Raw genomic sequence first — 23934 nt, 5'->3', positions numbered from 1 at the left:
ACTGCGCACCTTACTAAGGTTCTGGTTATTGGTTAGTTGGCGGGGAATTACGCATCAAATATAATTGTAGGGTGCGCACTGCGCACCTTACTAAGGTTCCAATAACAAATAACACATCAACAAATAACACATCAACAAATAACACATCAACAAACAATATGCTGCAAGTTTCTGATTTGAATGTTTATTACGGCGAAAGTCATATTTTGCGCGGTGTCGATTTAAGTGTTAATGCGGGACAAATGGTTTGCTTGATCGGCCGCAATGGTGTGGGAAAAACTACTATGCTCAAAACTCTGATGGGCTTGCTGCAACCGCGCAGCGGCACAATTAATTTTGGGGGCCAATCTATTGTCTCTAAGTTGACTCACCAGCGGGCTAAATTGGGCATTGGTTACGTGCCTCAAGGGCGCGAAATCATTCCGCGTTTGACTGTGAAAGAAAATCTATTGTTGGGTTTGGAAGCTAAACGAACTGTGACGAAAAATCCTGAAGTTCCTGATGAGATTTTTGAGTTGTTTCCGGTTTTGAAGACTATGCTCGATCGCATGGGGGGCGATTTGAGCGGGGGACAGCAGCAGCAGTTGGCGATCGCTAGGGCTTTGATGGGTGAGCCGCAGTTGCTGGTTTTGGATGAACCGACGGAGGGGATTCAACCTTCTATTATTTTGGATATTGAGGCTGCGGTGCGCCGCGTGGTTGCTACTAGGGGAATTTCGGTTTTGTTGGTGGAGCAGCATTTGCATTTTGTTCGGCAAGCTGATTGGTATTATGCTATGCAGAAAGGCGGGATTGTGGCTTCGGGCAGCACTAGCGAGTTGAGCGATGAGGTGGTTCAGAGGTTTTTGGCTGTTTGAATCGAAGGAAGTTCGGCAACGGATTTTGTAGCGGATGTAACGGATGTAACGGATAGAAGAAAGAAGGAAAGAATGAAGATTTTTTGGGGTTGGGTTCGACTGCAAAAGAGGAGGGAGAGCCTCCATATATTCGTTAGTAGGCTCTGCCTAGTAACGAGTAAACAACCAGTAAACAACCTGGGTTTCTGCCTGTAGGATTTTTATTACTTCTTCCTTCTTCCTTCTTCCTTCTTCCTTCTTCCTTCTTCTGTATTATTAATTTTTTCGGCCGTCGGGCATTGTGGTGCCGGCCATGCTGGCTCGATCGATACTAGCGCCATCTATATTAGCATTCCGGAGGTTCGCATTTGACAGATTGGCGTCTCTGAGGTCGGAAAATCGCAAGTCTGCACCGTCTAAATTGGTTCCTGTCAAGTTGGCTTTTCGCAGGTTGGTGTTGCTGATTCTCGCTCCGATTAACTGGGCTCCGCTTAAGTCTGTGCGAGCCATATTGGTGTTGACAAAATCTGAGATCTCGAAGGTACTACCGCTGAGGCTGGCGTCTGATAAATCTGCTCCTGTGACGATCGCATTTTTTAAGCGAATGTTAACTAATTTTATAGCTCGGAGGTCGCAGCGGGCGCAGCTTTGGGTTAGCAGCAGTGTTTCGACGTTGGCGTTGATTTGGTCAATTTGTTGCTGGGAGAACCTTTCGGCAAATTCTGGGGAGACGTAACCGAGTTTTTTGGGATCTTCTGCTTTTGGTTGGGGTGTTGGTGGTTGGGGTGTTGGTGGTTGAGTTGTCGGTGGTTGGAGTGTTGGTGGTTGGGGTATTTGTGGTTGGATGATTGGTGGTTGAGGTGTTGGTGTTTGGGGCGTTGGTGTTTGCCCGATCGCCTGCGGTTGCAGTCCCAGTTTCGGATATTCTAGAGTGGCGGCAAAAATTAGCAGGGCGATCGACAATATTGTAAGTTTTTTCATAATTTTTTTTTGCAAATACACCATTCCATATTGTATTACGTGCTGTGCATTAAGCAAGAAAGATGCACTACCAACACTCGGCTTTTAAATAAATAGATCCAAATTTAGATAAAAAACTTCGGAACCGTCGGGAGCACGAATCAACTTTTCTATTACTGGAGGCAGTTGCTGTTGGCGGTACAATTCTGGAATTTCGTAGAAGCTTTCTTCGGGAATTTCTAAAATCTTTGGCACATCAGGGATGGGAATTCCCAAGCGATCGCTCTTATTTAAGGTGCAAACAATCAAGTAGTTACAGTCAGCAATACTCCGACTGCTGGGAAATATTTTAGATAAATTAATCAGGGTAATTAGTTCTTCTTGGTGCCGCACTAAACTTTGACCGCTATCTAAAAAACCGTAGGGATTAAAGTCTTTGACAACGCGCTGCACTTTTTCTATAGGAACCGCATAATTAACGTTTCCCAGTTCAAAGGAAACAAGTTTTCGAGGAGGAGTTCTGACAGCGCCTTGTTTCTTGCTGCGAAAGCGGCGATTGTAATTGGTGTGAGTCATTCGATTTTGGATTTTGGATTTTGGATTGAAGATTAATGAACCGCGAAGGCGCGAAGGACGCGAAGGAAGAGAAAGAAGAGAAAGAAGAAGATGCTGTTTAGATTATTTAATGTTTGATTAATTTGGGTATAGCTTCTAAAAGTTGGGATTCACTGTAAGGTTTCGTAAAATATTGATTTGCGCCTAATTCCATTGCCATTTGTCGGTGTTTTTCGCCGCTGCGGGATGTGAGCATGGCTACGGGAATTTTAGCAAACCGCTGGGTCGATCGCATCGATCGCAACAATTCAAATCCATCCATCCGGGGCATTTCAATATCCACAATCGCCAAACTGCAATCAAGACCGTTTTGCAGCTTTTCCAAGGCATCCAAGCCGTCTTTAGCCTGCACTACGCGGTAGCGGGCACGAGTCAGCATCAGAGACAGCAACTGCCGAATTGTATAGGAATCGTCCACTACCAAAATCTGCGGTGACTGACTGGGACTCGGCGCCATCTGCGGCGCTTTACTGTACCCTTGGGCGATCGAACTATTGGCGATGGGTTGACCCACCAAATCATCCACATCCAAAATAGTTACAACTTTACCGTCCCCCAAAATCGTACTCCCCAAAACCCCGCGAGGCTTTGATAGAGGCGGTGGCAAAGGTTTAACCACAATTTCCTGCTGGCCGATGAGGCGTTCCACAGCCACCGCCAGCATTCCTTCGGTAGAAGCCAAAACTAAGACTGGAATGTGATCTTGAGTCAAAGGGTCTGGAGAGGGGCCATCGGGCCCGAGGACGCTGTATTCGAGCAAATCTTGCAGCCGCACCAAACGAATAAATTCCTCCCGCCACCACAGCATCGGCTGATTGCCGGCGGTGTGGACTTCCGAGGCTTTCACGTGCAGAATTTCCTCGACTGCATCTAGCGGTACTGCTATTTTATTGCGATCGGTCTTCACCATCAAAGCCTCAGTAATTGACAGCAACAGTGGCAGTTTGATGATAAAACTCGTACCTTTTCCCAGGCGAGAGTCCACCTTCACAGTCCCCCGCACAGTCCGCAAATTTGTTCGCACCACGTCGAGTCCGACTCCCCGCCCGGAAAGATCGCTCACTTCTTCGGCAGTGCTGAAACCCGGCCAGAATAGAAAATCGTAGAGTTCGGCAATCGAAAATTCTTGGGCTTGTTCTTCCGTCGCCAGACCTTTTTTGACAACTTTGTGGCGAAGGATTTCCGGGTCAATGCCTTTGCCGTCGTCGGCGATGGTAATGATAGTTTGGCCGCCTTGGTGGCGGGCTTCTATTTCAATTTGACCGCTGGCGGGTTTGCCGGTGGCTTGCCGAACTTCGGGCATTTCGATGCCGTGGTCAAAAGCGTTTCTCACTAAATGTACCAAGGGGTCGCGCAAAGCGTCGAGCAAACTTTCGTCTATTTTGGTATCTCTTCCCAGCAGCAGCAGGTTGACATCTTTATTGTATGTGAGGCACATATCTCTGAGCGCCCTGGGCAAGTGATCGACGGCGCGGCTGAAACTCACGACTCGCAACTGCATGACGCGGCTGCGGAGTTGTTCGGTAATGCGGCGCAGTTGGTCGGTACTGCGCTCGAATTTCATTGCTAAGGTGTCTAATTTGGTGGCGGATTGTGAAATTGCTTCGGCGGTTTCGATGACTTCTGCGGCTGTGGAGTGGAACTCTGTATAACGATCCATCTCTAAGATATCGAAGTGACCGTGGTCGATCGAGGATTTGTCGTTAGCGATCGGTGGAAATTCTATTTCTGGTTGTGGAAGTTTACCTAATTCCGAATAGCGGTTTCCTCCTTTCCAGTCTGCAAAACTCAGTCTGTCGTATTCTTCTCGCAACTGGCCGCCGAATTGGTTCAAATCTACGATACTGCGGCGGATGCGCTTGACTTCGCCGCGCAGTTCGGATTCTTGCAGTTCCAAATTTGTACGGTTGATGACTAATTCTCCGACTAGATTCACCAATTCTGTTAGGCGTTCTAAGTCTACGCGGATTGTCGGCCTTTGCGGGTTGGGGATTGGGGGAGTGTTCGAGGGGGAGTGGGGGGGAGGGGGGGAGGGGGGGAGGGGAGGGGGAGGCGGGGAGTCGGGAGTTTCGGATGTTTCTGATACTTCTGTTGGGTTTTCGGCGGGTGGGGGGGAGATTTGGGGGAGTTCGATCGCCCTTCCTTCCAATAATTGCCCTCGTGCGGTTTGCAAATTTTGGGCGATCGACCAACCCTCGGACTGCAACCGTTGTAAAGTCAAATCAGGAGAGTCGATCAAATCTCTGAGGGGTTCGGCGACTTTCCCAAAATCCGGCAATTGCAGCATTCCAGCCAAGCCGGAGAGTTGGTAATAAACCTGGTTGAGGGCGGTGACGCTTTTTGCTAAATCTGCCTCGGAAGCTTGGGAAAGTTCGGTTTCTAGGCGATTGAATATTGGCGGCAATTCGTGTTCAAAAATCAGTTTCAGGGTTTCCGGGGCTGCCGATCGACTGGCTGCGGGGACTGGCGGGGGCCCCGGCTTGCCGTACTTTGCCTCGAACTGGGCGTAAATTTGGGCGATCGCCTCCAAGTTTTCCGTTTGATCCGGAGTTGTCACATCCGAATGCTGGATGGCTTCGGCCGAAATCTTTTTGAGAATGTCCACCCCTTGCAGCAAAACAGTTACAGTGACCGGTTCCAGGGCCGACAAGTCCGTGCGATCGCGCAAAATGACAAAACAGTCCTCCAGCGTGTGAGCCGCCGCCGACACGTTTTGAAAGCCCAACATCGAACCCGCACCTTTAATCGAGTGAGCGGCCCGAAACATTTCTTTAACTCCCGCTTGTCGCTCTTTCAAATCTGCCCCTTCCATCGCCAGCAGGTGAGTCTCCATTGACTGGAGAAACTCTTGGGTTTCTGCGGTAAAAGCATCTATTAATTCGTTTAAATCATCGTCATTCATATTAGGATAAATATAAGCGACCAGTAGTTTTGAATTCTTACCGATCGCCTGGTTTCTTTGCTAATCGTTTGAACTCAACAAAATTTCTTTCGTTATTTCCGATTGCAAGCCAAGTTGTTGCCGCACTGCTTGCAATGATTTTCCTCTTTTTGCCTTCGGACGATCGCTTGGAGCCGGCACATCGTCAGCAGAAATAACTGGCTTTTTTAGAGCAGCCAGGAGTTGGTTTAATTCTGCTTGAAGTTCTGCCAATGATTCTCCATAAGGTGCAGTTTCTTTTTCCGAGCAGGCTGCGATCGCACCCGTATCGTCATAATACACCGTGCGAATTGTGTACCCGCCATCCTCAAAAAATACTCGATAATCCCAGTTCATCATAGTTCTTCCTCTTCCCCTTGAAATATGTATTTATTCCCAGGCTTGCCAGCGATGCGCTCTATACTGACAATTTTAACTTGCTGGTCAACGTTGTACAAAACGCGATATAGCCCCACTCTCAATTCCCATTCTGCTGTATTGTTTGGACGCAGGGGTTTCCGGTTGCGCGTCTCCGTAGTGGGTTCATAACAAAGGTTAGCCTCTATACCGTCAACAATTACATTCTGTTCGTGTTTCTTAAACCACTGCAAATCCTCAATTGCTTGGTCTGTAAACTCAATCTCAAACACGATAGCTGCACCATAAAATATTCCAAATACCGATCTATGCTAGCATTCATCATCGCACACTGTGACTTCTTAAGGGGAGCCTCTTAATATCATCTCCGAAAAGGATGACCCTAATAAGATTGGTTTGTAGTGAGGACTTTAGTCCGCATCCATAGAAGGACTAAAGTCCTCACTACAAACCTTTGACTAATAACTAACTGCGGAAATTAGCCACCGACTTTTGCAATTTGCTGACAGAACCGGATAAATCATCCAAAGATGCTTTGACATCGGAACCTTTTTGTGCAGTTGTATTAGCAATCTCATTGACTTGCTGCATGCTGTTAGAAATTTCCTCAGCAGAAACAGTTTGTTTAGCCGAAGCGCGAGTGATATTTTGCACCAAAGCATTCATTTCTCGACTGACTTCGATGATGGCATTCAGGTGAGTTTTAGCTTCGCTTGCTAGCTTAGTACCTTCCACTACCTCCAGCGTTCCCGATTCCATTGCCTTCATCACGCGGCTGATTTCTTCTTGAATTGTACCGACAATTTCCGAGATTTCTTCAGTCGCGCCTGCCGATCGCTCTGCAAGCTTCCGCACCTCTTCGGCGACAACGGCAAAACCCAAACCTTGTTCCCCGGCTCGCGCCGCTTCAATAGTAGCATTGAGAGCCAACAAATTGGTCTGCGAGGCAAGTTGAGAAATCGAAGTGACAATTTTGCCGATTTGCTGCGAAGATTCGCCCAAACGCTTCATCATTTTTGAGGTAGAGGCGATCGTCAACCGGAGCTCGTTAATGCCTTCAACAGCGCGATCGACCGCCATACCGCCGACTTCTGCGGTGTGAGAAGACTGCTGGGCGACTGTTTCGGCGCGCACCGAAACATCTCGCACGTCGCGGATCGAATTCACAATCCGCTCGATTTCCCGCATGATCGCAGATATTTTTGTTGCTTGAACTTCCGCCTGTTGGGTGAGTTGGCTGGTATTGTTAATAGACTCGCCCGTAGCCGATGTTACCTGTTCGGCTAAAGTTTGAATTCCCGTTACCACCTTCCGCAGAGAACCGATTAAGAAGTTGAAAGAGTCGGCGACAGCACCTAAAACATCGTTAGTCACTTCCGCCCTGACAGTCAAGTCGCCTTGAGCCGCGCCTTTAATTTCTCCCAACAGTTTGAGGACTTGCTGCGTCATCGAATCGGCTTCAGCTTTGCGTTCGGCTGCTAATTTTTCCAGTCGTTCTTCTGCTTCTTTGCGCTCGGTAATGTCAAAGCGGATGGCGATATATTTGACTATGGTGCCGCTGGTATCAAAAATGGGGGCGATCGTCGAATCTACCCAATAAAAATATCCATCTTTGCGCCGATTTTTGATTTCTCCTTTCCACACCAAACCGCGAGAAATTGTCAGCCACATTTCGGCAAAAAATGCTTTGGGATGGTAGCCGGAATTGACGATGCGGTGGTCGCGGTGCAGCAGTTCTCCCATGCTGTAACCGGAAATTTGGGTGAATCTTTCGTTGACGTAGGTAATCGTGCCTTTGAGGTCTGTTTCGCTGACGATCGCAGATTCATCGAGGGCATTTTGGCGCGTTTTGAGTTCTTGCAGCAAGCGTTCCTGTGCCTCGGCCAACTGCTGCATCTGCTGCTGCGATGCTCTTTCTTGGGTGACGTTGCGGCAAACGACTACGCCGCCTTTGAGCGCCCCCGTTTCGTCTTTGAGCGGCCGGCCGCTAATTTTCACCCACAGGCCCTCTGGCTTGCCTGCGTGGCGGGTGAAAATATCTACATCGTCAACTGATTCTCCTCGAAGCGTGCGTACTAAAGGGATGTCGGCTGTGGGATAGGGAGTGACGGTATCGGGCAAAAATACACCGTATTTTGCCGCCCACTCGTCGGGGGGAGTATCTGTCGAACCCGAGCCAAACATATTTGCAGCGGCGGGGTTGAACAAAACAAAATTGCCATTCGTGTTGGCAGCAACCACGCCGTCGCTAATGCTGTCAATTAGCAGTTGCAAGAGATTGCTTTGTCCTCTAAATTCGTCTTCGGAACGAGCTAATTGGGCTGTTGTTTCTTGCAGTTGAGTAATTGTTTGTTTGCTTTCAGTAATGTCGCGAGCGACTGCATACATAATCTTTTCTTCGGCTAGAGGTCGCGATTTCCACGACAGCCATTTGTAGGAACCGTCTTTGCAGCGGTAGCGATTTTCAAAAGATATTGTTTCGGCGCCGCTGGCTATTTTGGCTGTTTCTGCTAAGGTTCTTTCGCAATCGTCTGGATGGACGAAATCGAGAAAAGATTGGTCTTGCAGTTCCTCTACTCTGTAGCCGAGGGTTGTTGCCCAAGCGGGATTGATGCGCTTGAATTTGCCTTGAAAATCGGCTATGCACAGCAAGTCGAGGGACAGGGTGAAAAATCGATCGCGCTCTGCTTCGGCTTTTTTGCGATCGGTAATTTCGATCGCCACACCCCCGACACCCATCGGTTTACCGTCAGCTCCCGGTAAAGGAAAGTAAGACGCCAGCCAATCTCGGATAACGCCCGGTTGGCCCAGAGTTGTACCTGAAACCTCAATGTTTAAAAGCGGCTGGTTGTTTCCCAAAACCCCCTGCAAAATCGGCTGTAGAGTATCGACCATTTCCGGTATGACTTCTCTGACGGTTTTGCCTAGGTGTTCGGCAACTGAGGGCCCGGTAGTTTCTGCCAAACTTTCGTTGACTTGCACGAATCGCAGTTGGTCGTCAAAAATAAACATCGAAGCCGGGGCGGCGGCGAAAAATGCGTCAAAGCGGGATTGACGCAAAACTAATTCTCGTTCTAGGGCTTTGCGATCGCTGACTTCCAGGATGAAAGCACCGATACCAATGGGTTTGCCGTCCTCTCCCGGCAAAGGAAAGTAAGAAGACAGCCAATCCCGCACCACATCGGGCTGCGCGGTGGTGGCGTGGGAGAGTTCGATGTTTAAAATCGGTTGGTTGGTATTAAAAACCTGCTGGTACAGCGGGCCGAGCGTCGGCGCCATTTCCGGTTCGGCTTCCCATAGGGTTTTGCCGATGTATGCCGAAGCCGGCTGGCCGCCGAGTTCCGCTAATTTTTCGTTGAACTGCATGAACCGCAGTTGGTCGTCGGTGATGAACATTCCCGCTGGTGCTGCGGCGAAAAAGGCGTCAAAGCGAGCTTGACGCAAAGAAAGCTCTCGTTCTAGGGCTTTGCGATCGCTCAGATCCCGGCCTTCTGGAATTAACAGCACGACTTTGCCGCTCTCGTCTTTGATGGGTTTGAGGGAGAAGTCAATGGTTGCGACGAAACCCCCGGTAAGTAGGACTTCCGCTTCGTAGCGAACTACCTCGCCGGCGGCGGCTTTGGCGACAGCTTCTCGTACCCGCTGCTTGACTTCAGGAGAAATCTGCCACCACGGGGTTTCCCAAAACGGCTTGCCTACTACCTCTTCAATCCCCACCTCAGCGGCGTCGAGGGCTGTTTGGTTAGCTTCCAACATCGTGCCGTCGGGTTTGAGCAGACCAATAAATTGGAAGGATTGGTCAAAAATGGCTCGGAACAGTCTTTCGCGATCGCGCAGCATTTCTTCTGCCCGCTTGCGATCGCGAATGTCGCGCGTCACAGTCGCTAACCCCATTGGCTGTCCTGTTTCTGGGTGTTTGACTGTAAATACGCTGTAGTCAACGGGAATGCGATCGCCGGTGCGAAAGTGCTTCAACCGAAACTCGCCGCGCCAATAGCCCGTTTCCATGACTGTGGGCATAATTTCTGCGGTAAATTGCTGGAGGTCTTCTGGAAAAAAGAATTCCCCCGTATTCTTGGCTTTGAGTTCCTCAGGAGAGTTGATTCCCACTAGTTTCATGCCGGCGGCGTTCAGGTAAAATGGCTCTCCCTCCATTGTTGCCATGCCGATAAAATCCGAGCTACTTTCGACGATCGATCTCAATCTTTGATTTTCGATTTCGGCTTGCTTGCGCTCTGTAATATCATTGTTGGTTTCTAAAATTGCTTTGGGTTTAAGATGTTCGTCTCGCTGCAAAGTCCAGCGACTGAATACGGTGATGATAGTGTTGTAATTTGTAGTATGAATCAGTTCTCCTTCCCAATATTCCCGCTCCTCTAACTGTGCCAATATAGTTTCTAAAGGTTGGGGAAATATGGTAGTAAATAGAGTATGAGTGCATTGGCCCACAGCTTCTTGTTTCGTCCAGCCGTACATTTTTTCGGCGCCTTGGTTCCAGAAATTAATCGTGCCGTCAATATCCCGAACGATCAAAGCGTCGCTGGCGAGGTCGAGCATTTGCAGGTTTTGCTGAAAGGTTTGTTCCGTGCGCTTGCGTTCTGTGATGTTGCGGGCGATCGTTGACAGAAATTCAATTTCTCCGCTCTCAGATTTGTGGGCAATAATTACTTGGGAAACGGGTATTTCTTCACCTTCTAAAGTCTGCCAAATGGTCTCGCCGCTCCACACCCCATCCCTACAAGCTGCGGGGATGCCGACTTTCATCAGAGTGTCCATACTTTTGGGCGATGTCAGGTCGGAAATGCGGATTAGGCCTAAATCTGAGTCCTCGCCAACTCCCAATATTTGTCGGGCGGCGCGGTTGAGATAAATGCTGCGCTGTTGCGAGTCGGCCATGCCTACCCAGTCGGTTGTAGTTTCTAAAATTGCTTTGAGCCGCAATAGTTCTTGTTCGGATTTGCGGCTTTCTGTGATATCGCGGGCGAATCCGAGAACGCCTAAAATGTTACCTTCTGAGTCTTTGAGGGGAAATTTCTGGGTGTCGAAGGTGTGTACTTTGCCGTCAGCTAAGGTGGCAAATTCGTTGACGATCAGGGGGTACTGATTGTTGGCGCGGGAGTTTATTTGGGTGTGTAAGTTGTCGAAGATGCTATCGACAGATATACCAATTTCTCCGTCATCTTTACCAATAATTTCTGCTTTGGTTTTGTCGAAGGCGGTGGCAAAGCTTGCATTGACTAGGGTGTAACGGAAGTTGCGATCTTTGACGAAGATACAGTCGGGTGTAGCGTCAATAACTGTTCGCAGCAAGTTTTGGGAGCTTTCAGCCTCGGCGAGTGTCTCCCGCAGTTGTTCTTCCATTCGCACGCGCTTGGTGATTTCTCTAATGGCGCAAACGAGAACTTTACTGCCGCAGCTATCTACAAAAGTAGATTTTTTGACGGACAGAAAACGGGTATTTCCGTCTGGCTCAGTAATGGTTTCTTGGGTTTCGCTGCTGGTGTTTGCCAAGAAAACTAATTTGTTTTTTTCTTCATATATGTCTGCTTGCTCTTTGGGCAAGAAGTCGCGGTAGGATTTGCCAATTAGTTCCAATCTGCTGCGACCGATGTATTGACAAAAGGCATCATTTAATGCTAGCCAGCGGTGCTGTTCGTCTTTGACATAAATTGGATCGGGTATGGTGTTGATGATGTTGTTTAAAAATTGTTCGGAGGCTTTTAATTGTTCTTGAACTGCGGTGCGATCGCGAATTTCTTCTTGCAATAGTGCGTTGGTTTCCTGAATCTGCTCGGTTCTTTCCCTCACTCGCTGCTCTAGTTCTGCGGTTAGATGCTGCAAGGCCGCTTCTGTCTGTTTGCTCTGGGTAATGTCGCGACCTTCGGCAAGGATTTGAAATACTTCTCCTGTTTCATTTAACAGCGGCTTAAACGACACGTCAATGACTGTCACCTGGTTGTTGGCTCCGGTGATTTCGTATTCTTCCCGCACAAACTTGCCGGCCGAGACTTGTTTAATGTTGGTTTTTAGGCGCTGCTGGTTGGTTGGGGATGATGCCCACCAAGGTGTGTGCCAAAATTTCAGTCCCAGCACTTCTGATGCTTCCAAATCGCCCAATTCTAGCGCTGTCTGATTTGCTTCGAGCAGAGTGCCGTCTGGGCTCAATAATGCGATCAGTTGAAAAGCTTGGTCGAAGATTGCCTGAAATCGCTGGGTAGTTTCGCTGAGGGCTTGTTCTGTTTCTTTTTTGGAGGTAAGAATTTGGGTGGAACCTACTAAGAACTGGTAGCGGTTGGACAAACTCAAAAAGGCGATCGCCGGAATGACAGTTATCCAATCGGATACAGTTTGCGCCACATGGGAGTGCGGCAATCCCAGGTATTCGGCTGCGTGGCCGCTGTGGCCGAAAGCGCAGCTCCAAAATATGAATGCTGTGACTGTGGCGAAGATGTCGAACCCGAATTGACGGTTTCGCCACAAACCTAAGCTGATTAGGGAGGCGATCGCAAAGTAACACAAACAAATGATGCAATTGGCAATGCCAGCTATCAGCGAGGTGGAGAAGTCGGGCAATGTCAGGGTGAATGTCGTGGCGATCGAGCTATAGAGAAGTTTCATGATATGGCGGTTCTCAGAAAGATGAGGTAAGACTGACAAAACCGGGCATAGGGCATAGGGAATAGGGCATAGGGCATAGGGCACGCGGGCATACCTCACTTTTTTGATAACAGCTATAAAATTAAGAATTGGCAAATTAAATGCGGGCGATAGATCGATTTTAGATTTTAGATTTTAGATTTTAGATTTTAGATTTACTCCATATTCTTCATTTCTCAATAGTCAACTATCTAAAAACCTCGCACTCATCTGTCAACTGTCAACTGTCAACTGTCAACTGTCAACCTGTCAACTGTCAACCTGTCAACTGTCAACTGTCAACTGTTTACTTACCAGCGTTCGGAATGGGCGATCGCTTCGACATCGACTATCATGAGCAAACGTCCGTCGGAATTGTACAAACCTTTTAAGAAGGGAGCTAACTCGGGACTGACATCTATTGCTGAGACAGTGCGATCGGGATTTAGAGACAAAACTCCTTCGACGCGGGAGACGGCCAATCCCATCCGCATTCTAGACAATCTCACGTCTCGCGGATCGGGCGCTTCCACCACTAAGATGCGACTGCTTGGGTGGTGGGTGTCAACCGGTTCGATGCCTGCAAACCGTCCGAAGTCTGCTGCTGCTAAGATTTCGCCCCGCAAGTTGGTTAATCCCAGCAAAAATGGCAGGGTGTTGGGAACCGGGGAAATCGGTTGTTCGTTGAGGGAAAGAACTTCCCGCACTGCTTCTAACTCTACGCCAAAGAGACTCCCTCCTTGACCGAAAAGGAGAAATTGCTTTGTTCCACTTGTCTGATTCCCCGCTGCGGGGGGAACACTTGTTTTCATTGCTGATTTTTTGTTTTTAGTGTAGCTCACAAATTAGGATTTTGCTTTGCCAGGAAAGCCGATCGCTCGCGGCGAGTTTTTGAGCTTCAGTTTGCCAGGATCGAATGGTTAAATAAATCGCGGGCTGGGCAACGGCAATGATTGCTATCCTTATAGGTACTACTTTTAGGGAATTCTGAAACCCAGTTTGTTCACAAAAAACGGGGTTTCTCGCTATGATATTTTGGGAAAGCTACTGAACACTCGCTCTAGCACAAAAGAGTGTGAGTGAAGTCAAGCGCAATTCCCTGTTTTGCTTTCTTCCCAATTCCCAATTCCCTGTTTTGCTTTCTTCCCAATTCCCTGTTTTGCTTTCTTCCCAATTCCCTGTTTTGCTGTTGCACATTTAAATTGTATATTCGGGACGCTGCTCAAAGCCATCCCACAAGAGTGTTGAAGTGATTTTTGACATACAATTTAAATGTAGAACAGCTTATATAGCGGTTATCAAGCATGGTGAGGTATGCCTGCGTGCCCTATGCCTGAGTGCCCTATGCCCAATTCCCAATTCCCAATTCCCTCACTATGAGGATAAGAGATATATTGTGTTTAAGCCCAAAGCAGTCGCTGCACGATGTTGACGAGTTGCTGAGGTTCAAAGGGTTTGCTGACGTAAGCATCGGCGCCTAAATCGGTTCCCCAAGCTTTATCGATATCGGTGTTTTTATGAGTACAAAATACTACTGGCAAGTGTGCAGTGGCGCGATCGCCCCGCAATTCTCTGATCACTTCAAATCCGTTCATTCGCGGCATCACTACGTCTAAAATGACAAGATCAGGCGGCACTTCTCGGATCAGGGCGATCGCTTCTTCGCCGTCACCAGCCCGGATCACGTCGAGTCCGGCATCTTGCAGAATGCGGCAGATGATTTCCAGTTCGCTGGGAACGTCGTCCACTACTAAAATTTTTGACATAATTTCACACTTCCTTACTATTGTTGACGGCGGATAATCTCGCTCCAGAAGCTACTGGCGCGATCGCGATCGCCCCGCGAAAGCTACGGCTGTTTGACGGAGCCGCTTGGCAAACAAATAAATGCACTTCTCAATACAATATAGCCGGTCAGATTGCCCAAGGGAAGAAGGAAGTTCGGCAACGGATTGTATAAGGGATTTAACGGATTTTGAGGAAATTGGGAATAGGGAATCCCCAATTCCTAATTTACTCAATTTAAGCTTCGATAATTACTCGCAGATTACCGCGTTTTTTCATCACCCGACAAGCGGTGGATGAACTCGATCGCTAAAATTACAAATCTAGCAAAGTTGAGCCGATCCTTAAGTTGTTGAGCGACAATTTATTAATCGATTCTGGTAAGGCCGGATCGATAATTCGCAGTTGGTTGTTAGGGGCATCGGGAACTAAATTTAACATCATTTGCAACAGTTGAAAAATACTGCCAGTATCCTGTAGCTTGGGGCGAGCAAGCTACAGGATACTGCACGGGGCGATCGCTCTCGCTGTTGCGCTCGCAGCCGCAAAATAGTTCGGGGGGACAGTAGGGTTGCAGCAAAGTCATGTCAAATAAGCCTTGACTACTTCTAGGGCTTGTTCGACGATCGCGATCGCGAGCGCAGTCCCATAGCTGTCAAAGCGTTGTCGTGCGGCCAGACTGAGCCTGTGTGGTAGCCGATGGGATTGTAGGCGGGTGATTTTGAGGACAGGGTGCTAATTCCCCAACCGCTAAACATATCTGGGGCTGGCAATTTTGACAATTCATCGGTCAAGAGGCTGACTACCAGTTCAATTCCTCCGCAAGCTGGGGCCCAACTCGCTCGAATAGGGGGAAATCTTGGGCAATTCTCATCACAAATTTTCTAGTTTTATCTATAGTAAAGTTTGCTGAGCGACAGGGTTATTGCGGTCGGTTTTGTTGGCAACTTTTCTTAACTTGTGAGTTGTTGTCGCGTACCATCAAAGTTAATAACACTTTACAAATTTAGTCTATGCTACTTGAAAGGGAAATTGTCAGGTAGGTCGATCGCACTTTTATCCTTCTTTTTTGAGTTCACAGCACTACTGCGGCACGGACAAGCTAGCTTGACTTCTGCCGAAAGAGAGAATAACACGCAACCGATCGATTTTTCCCAGCCGTACCTTCCCTGAATCTCGAAAATTGTGTAAAATATTACAATCACAGGACAGACGCGCGGGCGAGGCAATCAACCTGGTTTTTCAATTATGATCGATCGCGCACTTGCGAGAGATTTCTATACAAAAGTCGGTTGAGGCGTCAAGAATTGCATAAGGCGAGTGCAGCAACTTTATAGGAAATAAATTATAAATATGAGCCTTCAGTTTCGCGAGATTCAACTACCGGAAAATCCCAGCCAGCGGCAGCCAGAAAAAATAAAAAAGGCGGCAAGCTTTGCACAGAAAAGCAAGCCAAATGTTCCCGAAGTGAAAGCAGGTGTTTTGCGAGGGATGGCAGAAATTATAGCAGATATTGAGGGCGATCGAGCTGACAGTATTACTCCTCTGGAATGGACTTATTGTCTCTGGGCTAAATCTCAATGGGATATGAAAAATCCCGATCGCACCCAAGAAATATCTCAAGCTATTTGGCTGGTAGCTCAGAACAATGTGCGGCTGAAACAGCAGTTGCTGTGGCGTGTGGCGCTGCATTACAGCCAGCAGTTAGAAAATCCTGTTTCTAGCAATGATCCCGCGCTCGATCGATCTTTGGTAGAGTGCTTTGCCGACTTTGCTGATACAGCGACTCGTACCGATGCTCTGCCAGTGCAAATCATTAAAATACTGACCCGCGATTTGCCGGATTACGAGCTAGCAAAACTGAGTTGGCAATACCTGAAAACTCCTGCGGAACTGTTAAGAAAAGCTCAGTTACCCGCAACCATTCCCGCAGTCGATCGCGCCGCAGCGCACCTGGCCGGAATTTTTGCCAAAAATCAGGTTGCCGATTTGTCGGGCGTAGAATGGCTGCTCCGGTGCTTGAAGGAAATGCCACCAGCGCCGCAACTTGCAGCAGTTGAAGAGTTGTTAGTGAAAATTTCGACTGATATTCTCAAAAATCAACGGCCGAAATTGGTTGAGTGGGTGCGAGACGAATATTATCCGAAATTGCAGTTACTTTCGGCTCCGGCTCAAGAGTCGCTGAGGCGATGGATTGGCGGGCTAAATTACAGTTATTTCCAGAAAACAATCGATTTGGTGGCGCGGATGCTGCGGCTGTCTGATGCGGAAATTAAGCAGTTGGAGGAGCGCCGGGATTTTTGGGCAAATTACAGCGATCGCCTGCTGCGGGTGCGCTTGCTGTTGCCGCAGTCGTCTGCGAGCGCGAGCGGCTATCAGTTGCAGTTTGATGCGGATATCTTACCAGAGGACGGGGGCGAAGTAACTGAAGTCTGCATTTTTCAGTTGGAGGGCTATTGCGCGATCGAGTTTTTCCGGGGCACCGGCGCCGAAATTCGCTTGATTAAGCGCAGCAAAGAGAGCGATCGGCTGTTGTTTGTCAAGAAAGAACTTTCTATTGAGCGCATCAGAAAATTAGGTGGCGAAGTACACGATCGCGTTTTTATGTGGCAAAGTTCTTGCGAAAAGTGGCTCAGACAGCAAAAAATCCTGCCCAATGACGGGACAACATCTTTTCAGGGAATGTCGCAGTATTACGGCAAATATGATGCTAGAAATGGCTTGAGAATGCCGGAACCTCAGGAACAAAAAGAGCGCGAAGTTTTGTTGAAAAAGTGGCAGAAAGAAATGGAAAATTTGGCAGCAAAGAGCAAATAGTCACTTGCCGTTATTCTCAAAACTAAAAGTTGAAGTTTTATTAAGTAGACAGGCGTCAAAAAAATAAAATTTTGGATGGCGGGGAATGTAAAGATATATGAAAATAGCAAATTTATGGTTGCAAAACCTGGCATCGCCATCTGACATTTATTTGTACCGCTCTACTTGCGTTAAACCACACAATCACAGATGCAATCGGAATTTTACCTAAAAAACGAACTCATTAAAAGTTAAATAATATTAAGTTACAGCACAAGTTAGATGCGGACAGGTTAATCTGCTAATACATCTCGATCCTGTTTGAATCAAGTAGGACTTTAAAAGCTATGACATACGTTGCGTGCAATTTGTGCGGTAGTAAGGACTATACTGTGAGATTTGAGCCGGGAGTAGCCCAAGTCAATCAAATTGTCAATTGTAAATCCTGTGGATTGATGTATGCCAACCCCAGAATCAAAGAAGTAGACAATGTATTAATAGAAAACTACGATCCAGACTTTGTATTATCTGCAATAGTCAACCAAGATTCGCAGAGGCTGGAAAAAGAAGCACTGCAAGTAAAAGATTATGAAATAACCAGAAAATTTCTGCGCGAACATTATCCCGAAAGAGGTACGTTAGTAGAAGTCGGCAGTGGCTTGGGGTATTTGTTGAACTACTTTAAGCAAGATGGTTGGAATGTAGTTGGGCTTGAACCCAATGTCGGTATGTGCAGATATGCAGAATCTGAGTTTGGCATCAAAATCATCCCCACCATACTAGAAAAAGCTGGAATCGCCGATCGATCGGCAGATGCTGTATTGATGATGCACGTGATCGAACACGTATCAGATCCTTGCAGTACGTTACAAGAAGTTTACCGGATCTTGAAGCCGGGGGGAATATTCGTGATGGAAACCCCGCGATACGATACTTTGATGTTCAAATTATTGGGTAAAAGAGAAAGAAGTCTCAGTTGCGACGGACATATTTACTTTTTTACGACCAACACGCTAGAAAAACTTGCAACTAAGGCAGGATTTACAGTGCTGAAAACAGATTATGTGGGGCGATCGCTAACTCTCGATCGGCTATTGTATAATGTGGGCGTTGTCAGCAAAAGTCAGCTCATTAAAGGCATCCTGAAGGATATGGCGGCTAAACTGCAATTGAATAAAGTTGCGTTATACTTAAACACGCGGGATATGGAACGCATATATTTGAAAAAACCTGAGTCTGATTGAGAAGAACTAAACTTCAGCGCACAAAACAGATGAGATGACATCAAACGTTTGAGTGTGGTTGTACCGTGAAATTTCACACCGCATTCATCCCCTCGTGCGAGACTTGCAGGGCGAAAAATTTTAGCGAGGGACGTTGGGGGCGATACTGCTGTCAAGTCTCAACCTTTTTCCTCTCTACGGCTGCTGCGTTCAAGCTGTGGATGCATCTTTGAGCGAGCTGTGATTCATCAGTGAGAAAGATACTGCGATCGGGTATAATAAAGGGTTAGAGAAAAGAACACCGATCGCCCGAAAATATGGTTGCCATCCAGAGAAATCTCAACATTGCCGCCCTCGAAGCAGAATACAGTCAAAAAACACCGCGAGAAATTCTCAAATTTGCCCTAGACAATTTTGACAATATCTCAATTTCTTTCAGCGGTGCCGAAGATGTAGTTCTGATCGATATGGCATCAAAAATCACTAAAAACTTCCGCGTTTTCACCCTAGACACGGGACGGTTGCACTCAGAAACCTATCAGTTTTTGGAGGAAGTCAGAAAACATTACGGCATTAAAATAGAAGTAATGTTTCCCGATGCAGCAGAAGTACAAGCCCTAGTAGATGAAAAGGGATTGTTTAGTTTTTATCAAGACGGTCACAAAGAATGCTGCGGCGTGCGGAAAGTCAGACCGCTGCGCCGCAAACTGAATACTCTCGATGCTTGGATTACCGGTCAGCGCAAAGACCAAAGTCCCAGTACCCGCAATCATATTCCGGTTATTGAAGTTGACAGTGCGTTCTCAACTCCTGACCATGAATTAATTAAATTCAACCCCTTAGCAAACTGGTCTTCGGCAGAGGTTTGGGAATACATTCGCGCCTTGGAAGTGCCTTACAACAAATTGCACGAACGCGGTTTTGTAAGCATCGGTTGCGAACCTTGTACGAGACCGGTATTGCCGAACCAACACGAACGCGAGGGTCGTTGGTGGTGGGAAGAATCGACGATGAAAGAGTGCGGTTTGCACGCTGGTAACGCACAAAAATAGTAAATGAATTAGTCCTAGGGTGCGCACTGCGCACCTTGCATAAAATCAATAAATAATGTACACCTAAAAAATCCTACGGTGCGTACTGCGCACCTTGCATAAAATCAATAAATAATGCGCACCTAAAAAATCCCCGGGTGCGCATTGCGCACCTTACACAAGAATTCGCAATTACCAGAAATAAAAATTAAGATGAGCTGGCAACCGAACTTTGATAGGATGATAAAACTTCAGAAAAGTTTTTATGCCAGGTACTTATGCTCGCCTCAACTAGCGAATTGTTGAACACGGCCCGGAGAAACGCTTACGCGATCGGCGCTTTTAACGTGTACAATCTCGAAGGAGTAAAAGCCGTCATCGATGCCGCCGAAGCGCTGCAAAGTCCGGCGATGCTGCAACTTCACCCCAGCGCCCTCAAATACGGAAAATCGCCTTTAGTCGCGCTTTGCATGGAAGCAGCGCGCAAGTCCTCCGTGCCGATCGCAGTACACTTAGATCACAGCACCTCAGAAAAAGACATTCACCTCGCCCTAGCCGCCGGTATCAAGTCAATTATGGCAGACGGTTCTCCTTTGGCTTACGAACAAAATTTAATATTTACTCGCGAAATGACTGAATTATCCCACGCTAACGGTGCGGTAGTTGAAGCAGAAATCGGCAGAATTAGCGGCACGGAGGACGGTTTGACAATTGAAGAAAAAGCAGCAAAGATGACCGATCCGGTGGAAGCTGTAGAGTTTATTGCAGCAACTAAGGTGGATTTTCTAGCGGTTACAATTGGCAACGTTCACGGTAAATATTTCAGCGAACCGAAACTCGATTTTCCGCGTTTGGCAAAAATTCGGGCTTCTGTTTCGGTGCCGTTAGTATTGCACGGCGCTAGCGGTTTGCCGGAATCTACGATCGATCAATCTATTAAATTAGGTGTGTCTAAGTTTAATGTGAATACGGAAGTTCGCGATGCTTATATGGATGTGTTGAAAACTAGCAATTCTTTGTCAGATCCGGATTTGTTGGAAGTTATGGAAAAGGCGATCGCTGCTATGCGATCGGTGATTTCGGGCAAGTTGCAACTTTTTGGTTCTGCGGGTAAGGCTTATTTGCATCAGTCACCTTATGCGGAAGGATTTACCATAAATAGTGTTAGGAACAAACAAGCTGAAACTCATCAAATTATTGTTAAATCTTAAAACGAGTTTGTAGTGAGGACTTTAGTCCTCTCTGGGAGTTAGAAGAAGGAGAAGGACTAAAGTCCTCACTACGAACCTGTTAGAAGAAGGACTAAAGTCCTCACTACGAACCTGTTAGAAGAAGGACTAAAGTCCTCACTACGAACCTGACTTCAGTCCTTTCTAACGGTTTAAAAATCGATCGGGATCTATGCCAGATTCCCGCAGCCGCTGAATTAAAGACTGCAATTGAGCTTCCGCTGACTCAGCGCGCTGCCGTTGCTGTTCCGCTTCAGTCAGAATCCAATTGCCATCTACATCATACCAGCGCAACCACAGGCGATCGACTCCCTGAAACTCCCCTTCCCACAAACCCAAGCCCAAACCTAGATCCGCAATCCACACCCGCGAGTCAGACAATTCTAATTCTTGATAGTGTCCTGCATTAAATTCAAACACTCGCAACCTGTTAGTATAGCGACTGAAAACTGCATAAACAGGAACCCGCAAAATCTGCTCGTAAACCTCCCATTTACTGGGCGGTTTCTCATTTATCTCGACCTCCAAAACTTGCCCGTTACCCGCAGCATTCGACGCAGTTGGCAACTTTTCCTCATCGATATTTGCGCCTAAATCTTCTTTTTCCGTTCCTGGCGAAAGCAGTTCCACAATTACAAAAGGATTCACGCCTTCCTGCCAAGTAACGTAACTCATCCGCAGTTCCGATCCATCGTACAGTCTCGGAACTCCCACAACTCCAAACCAATCCGGGCGTTTGTGCCACAGAGGGTGCTGCACGTCATAATAAAGGTTCATGTCAGTGCCGCTAAATATCTCAGAAGCCTGATAATTGCGAGGGCGAAAGGCCAGGGTTAACAACTGCGGCTGCAAATCGTGAAATTCGTCGGGCAAACCTGGTTCCTCCGGATCTTCGCTAGGTAAATCGTACATCGTCGGCAGCGTTTCTCTGGGCGATCGCGGCGGATCGCTTTGCGGCACAGGATATTTAAAAGGAAACATATAATATTGAGAAATGACTGCATTTATGCTAACATCACTTTAATCCTGCTAGGGCGATCGTTCAAACCTTCTCAAAGTTTTATTTATCTCATTTCCTCCTCTGTGTCCTCTGCGCCTCTGCGGTTCATTTTCCTCTTAATTCGCGGCTCTCATAAATAATTTATTAACCGCCAGTAATTGACTCAAAATTTTGTACTATGCTCAACATTCCCCAACTGATTGCTACAGAACTTTCCATCAATATCTCCCAAGTCAATAATGCTCTGGAACTTTTTGCCGAGGGAGCAACTATTCCGTTTATTGCCCGCTACCGCAAAGAACGCACCGATTTGCTGAACGAAATTCAGTTGCGGGACATTTCCGATCGCTTCACTTATTTGACGGAAATCGAAGACCGCAAAAAGTCTATTTTAGAGACGATCGCCTCCCAGGGCAAACTCACGGCCGAATTGCAAGCTAAAATCGAGTCGTGCTTGCAAAAAAACGAACTCGAAGACCTTTATCTGCCTTACAAGCCCAAGCGCAGGACGCGGGCGACAATTGCGAGAGAAAAAGGTTTGGAACCGCTGGCAGAATTTATCAAGTCTCTGAATTTGCCGACTGCTAAACCCGCCGATATCGAAGCGGAAGCAACCCAATATGTTTCGGAAGAAAAGGGCGTGAAAACAGCAGAAGAAGCTCTCAAAGGTGCTGGGGATATTTTGGCAGAGGCAGTTTCCGAAAAAGCCGAATTGCGCGCTTATTTGCGAGATTTTTTGATGAAAAATGGGGTTTTTGTCTCGAAAATTAAAGAGGATTTCCCGGAAGGAACTACGAAATTTGAAATGTACCGCAATTACCAAGTTGCAGCGAGAAATGTTCAGTCGCACAATATGTTAGCGCTGTTTCGCGGGGAAACGGAGGGGGTTTTAGATTTAGACTTAGGGTTTGATGAGTCGGCGGTGATGGCTTATTTGGAATCTCAGGAAATTAAAACTAGGATACCTGAAGTTAAGGAGTTTTATCGATCGACCTTGAAGGATGCTTTCAACCGCCTGATGAAGACTTCGCTGATGACGGAAGTGCGATCGCACCACAAAGCCGAGGCTGACATCGAGTCCATCACCACCTTTGAAACCAACCTCCGCGAGTTGCTGCTGTCGGCGCCGGCGGGAATGAAACCCACACTGGCGATCGATCCGGGATTTCGCACCGGGTGCAAAGTTTCCGCCCTCGACGAAACCGGGCAGTTTTTGGAATATCAAGCCATTTTCCCCCACCAAGCGGCCGGTCAAAGACAGCAAGCTGGTAAAATTGTCAAGCATTTGATTGAAAAATATAAAATTGAATTAATTGCGATCGGCAACGGTACAGCTTCCCGAGAAACAGACGAATTTGTATCGGAAGTTTTGGCAGATATGGACAGAAAACCGATTAAAGTAATGGTGAACGAATCCGGTGCATCGATTTATTCAGCAAGCGATGTGGCGATCGCCGAATTTCCCGATCTCGACATCACAGTCAGGGGTGCAGTCAGCATCGGGCGGCGCTTGCAAGATCCTTTAGCCGAACTCGTGAAAATTGACCCAAAATCGATCGGAGTCGGTCAATACCAGCACGACGTTGACCAAAAACTGCTCAAAAAGAAACTCGACGAAACCGTCGAAAGCTGCGTCAACTATGTCGGAGTTGACTTAAACACAGCCTCCAAAGAACTGCTGACCTTTGTATCGGGAATGACAGCAACAGTTGCCAAAAATATCGTCAATTACCGCAACGAAAATGGCGCGTTCAAAAATCGCCGCCAACTGCTAAAAGTTCCCAAACTCGGCCCGAAAGCTTTTGAACAAGCAGCCGGATTTCTCCGCATTCGCGGCGGCGAAAACCCGCTGGACAATACAGCAGTTCATCCCGAAAGTTATCCTGTAGTCCAGGCGATCGCCAAAGATTTAAGTTTGCCGCTGACCGAAATAACACAAATATCGGCACAAGTCAAGACTTTAGATATTAAGAAATATGTGACCGAGAAAGTCGGAGAACCCACACTGCGAGACATTATTTCCGAACTAGAAAAGCCGGGAAGAGACCCGCGGGCCGAGTTTAAATATGCCACTTTCCAAGCCGGAATTAACGAAATCTCCGATTTGCAAGTTGGGATGGAATTGGAAGGTATCATCACGAATGTCGCTAACTTTGGAGCCTTTGTTGATGTGGGTGTGCACCAAGATGGTTTGGTTCATATTTCTCAATTAGCCGATCGCTTTGTGGACGATCCAAAACAGATTGTGAAAGTCGGACAAGTTGTGAAAGTGCGGGTTTTGGAGGTGAATGAAAAGTTAAAGCGGGTGAGTTTGACGATGAAGCTGCAAGAAAAACCGCAACCGTCAAATAGCGCCAGGCTTCCGGCGCCGCGCCGACGTTAAAACTAGCCGTATTGTGTGCGATCGATTAACCGCAATCACATTCGTTCCTAGTGCGGACTTGAGTCCGCAAAACCCTGCGGACTCAAGTCCGCACTACGAACCATTTTTGTAAAGTTCCTAGTGCGGACTTGAGTCCGCAAAA

General features: G+C 47.4%; 19 protein-coding genes. 7 read left to right on the top strand and 12 right to left on the bottom strand.

Annotated features, from left to right (window positions below):
- Positions 1 to 158: 158 nt before the first annotated feature.
- On the top strand, positions 159 to 857 hold the full coding sequence (gene urtE, locus JGK39_RS17825) for an urea ABC transporter ATP-binding subunit UrtE (protein ID WP_293251846.1): 699 nt from the start codon (positions 159 to 161) through the stop codon (positions 855 to 857).
- Between the two features lie 255 nt (positions 858 to 1112).
- On the opposite strand, the gene JGK39_RS17820 is transcribed toward urtE, so the two are convergent.
- From JGK39_RS17820 to JGK39_RS17785, 8 genes are all read right to left on the bottom strand, one after another.
- Entirely contained in the window at positions 1113 to 1817 is a 705-nt protein-coding gene (locus JGK39_RS17820) for a pentapeptide repeat-containing protein (protein WP_293298358.1), read from the bottom strand.
- 84 nt (positions 1818 to 1901) lie between these two features.
- A complete protein-coding gene (locus JGK39_RS17815; RefSeq protein ID WP_293298357.1) occupies positions 1902 to 2372 on the bottom strand; it encodes a chemotaxis protein CheW in 471 nt (156 codons plus the stop codon).
- Positions 2373 to 2478: 106 nt separating this feature from the next.
- Positions 2479 to 5313 (bottom strand): hybrid sensor histidine kinase/response regulator, encoded by a 2835-nt coding sequence (locus tag JGK39_RS17810; protein ID WP_293251840.1) that lies wholly within the window; start codon positions 5311 to 5313, stop codon positions 2479 to 2481.
- 60 nt (positions 5314 to 5373) lie between these two features.
- Positions 5374 to 5691: a hypothetical protein gene (locus tag JGK39_RS17805; protein ID WP_293251838.1), complete on the bottom strand. Its 318-nt coding sequence runs from the start codon at positions 5689 to 5691 to the stop codon at positions 5374 to 5376.
- Positions 5688 to 5981: a type II toxin-antitoxin system RelE/ParE family toxin gene (locus tag JGK39_RS17800; protein WP_293251836.1), complete on the bottom strand. Its 294-nt coding sequence runs from the start codon at positions 5979 to 5981 to the stop codon at positions 5688 to 5690. Before JGK39_RS17800 ends, JGK39_RS17805 begins: the two co-directional genes overlap by 4 nt.
- Positions 5982 to 6174: 193 nt before the next feature.
- Positions 6175 to 12327, bottom strand: a complete 6153-nt coding sequence (locus tag JGK39_RS17795; protein WP_293251828.1) for a PAS domain S-box protein — start codon at positions 12325 to 12327, stop codon at positions 6175 to 6177.
- 329 nt (positions 12328 to 12656) lie between these two features.
- Entirely contained in the window at positions 12657 to 13157 is a 501-nt protein-coding gene (locus JGK39_RS17790) for a chemotaxis protein CheW (protein ID WP_293251826.1), read from the bottom strand.
- Between the two features lie 588 nt (positions 13158 to 13745).
- The gene (locus JGK39_RS17785) at positions 13746 to 14111 is read right to left on the bottom strand and encodes a response regulator (RefSeq protein WP_293251824.1); all 366 of its coding nucleotides are present in this window, start codon (positions 14109 to 14111) and stop codon (positions 13746 to 13748) included.
- A gap of 20 nt (positions 14112 to 14131) precedes the next feature.
- Here JGK39_RS17785 and JGK39_RS17780 point away from each other — a divergent pair, with 20 nt between their 5' ends.
- On the top strand, positions 14132 to 14305 hold the full coding sequence (locus JGK39_RS17780) for a hypothetical protein (protein ID WP_293251819.1): 174 nt from the start codon (positions 14132 to 14134) through the stop codon (positions 14303 to 14305).
- A gap of 140 nt (positions 14306 to 14445) precedes the next feature.
- Here JGK39_RS17780 and JGK39_RS17775 read toward each other — a convergent pair whose 3' ends face one another.
- The 3 genes from JGK39_RS17775 to JGK39_RS17765 form a co-directional block, all read right to left on the bottom strand.
- Positions 14446 to 14574: a hypothetical protein gene (locus JGK39_RS17775; RefSeq protein WP_293251817.1), complete on the bottom strand. Its 129-nt coding sequence runs from the start codon at positions 14572 to 14574 to the stop codon at positions 14446 to 14448.
- Between the two features lie 164 nt (positions 14575 to 14738).
- Positions 14739 to 14924: a hypothetical protein gene (locus tag JGK39_RS17770; RefSeq protein ID WP_293251814.1), complete on the bottom strand. Its 186-nt coding sequence runs from the start codon at positions 14922 to 14924 to the stop codon at positions 14739 to 14741.
- A 222-nt stretch (positions 14925 to 15146) separates the two neighbouring features.
- Positions 15147 to 15335, bottom strand: a complete 189-nt coding sequence (locus JGK39_RS17765; RefSeq protein WP_293251812.1) for a hypothetical protein — start codon at positions 15333 to 15335, stop codon at positions 15147 to 15149.
- Between the two features lie 148 nt (positions 15336 to 15483).
- On the opposite strand from JGK39_RS17765, the gene JGK39_RS17760 reads away from it, so the two are divergent.
- The 4 genes from JGK39_RS17760 (at position 15484) to JGK39_RS17745 (ending at position 20391) form a co-directional block, all read left to right on the top strand.
- On the top strand, positions 15484 to 16947 hold the full coding sequence (locus JGK39_RS17760) for an EH signature domain-containing protein (protein ID WP_293298351.1): 1464 nt from the start codon (positions 15484 to 15486) through the stop codon (positions 16945 to 16947).
- 326 nt (positions 16948 to 17273) lie between these two features.
- Complete coding sequence (locus JGK39_RS17755) at positions 17274 to 18170, top strand: class I SAM-dependent methyltransferase (protein ID WP_293251804.1); 897 nt, start codon at positions 17274 to 17276, stop codon at positions 18168 to 18170.
- 296 nt (positions 18171 to 18466) lie between these two features.
- The gene (locus JGK39_RS17750) at positions 18467 to 19201 is read left to right on the top strand and encodes a phosphoadenylyl-sulfate reductase (protein WP_293251798.1); all 735 of its coding nucleotides are present in this window, start codon (positions 18467 to 18469) and stop codon (positions 19199 to 19201) included.
- 257 nt (positions 19202 to 19458) lie between these two features.
- Positions 19459 to 20391, top strand: coding sequence for a class II fructose-bisphosphate aldolase (locus tag JGK39_RS17745; RefSeq protein ID WP_293251793.1), 933 nt, complete (start codon positions 19459 to 19461; stop codon positions 20389 to 20391).
- Between the two features lie 162 nt (positions 20392 to 20553).
- Here JGK39_RS17745 and JGK39_RS17740 read toward each other — a convergent pair whose 3' ends face one another.
- Positions 20554 to 21390: a Uma2 family endonuclease gene (locus tag JGK39_RS17740; RefSeq protein WP_293251789.1), complete on the bottom strand. Its 837-nt coding sequence runs from the start codon at positions 21388 to 21390 to the stop codon at positions 20554 to 20556.
- Between the two features lie 197 nt (positions 21391 to 21587).
- On the opposite strand from JGK39_RS17740, the gene JGK39_RS17735 reads away from it, so the two are divergent.
- Entirely contained in the window at positions 21588 to 23792 is a 2205-nt protein-coding gene (locus JGK39_RS17735; protein ID WP_293251787.1) for a Tex family protein, read from the top strand.
- The last annotated feature ends 142 nt before the right edge of the window (positions 23793 to 23934 follow it).

Source organism: Microcoleus sp. PH2017_12_PCY_D_A, assembly GCF_020738565.1.
Lineage (GTDB): Bacteria > Cyanobacteriota > Cyanobacteriia > Cyanobacteriales > Microcoleaceae > Microcoleus.
The sequence above is the reverse complement of the archived record's forward strand: the minus strand, read 5'-3'. Positions and strand labels throughout refer to the sequence as shown.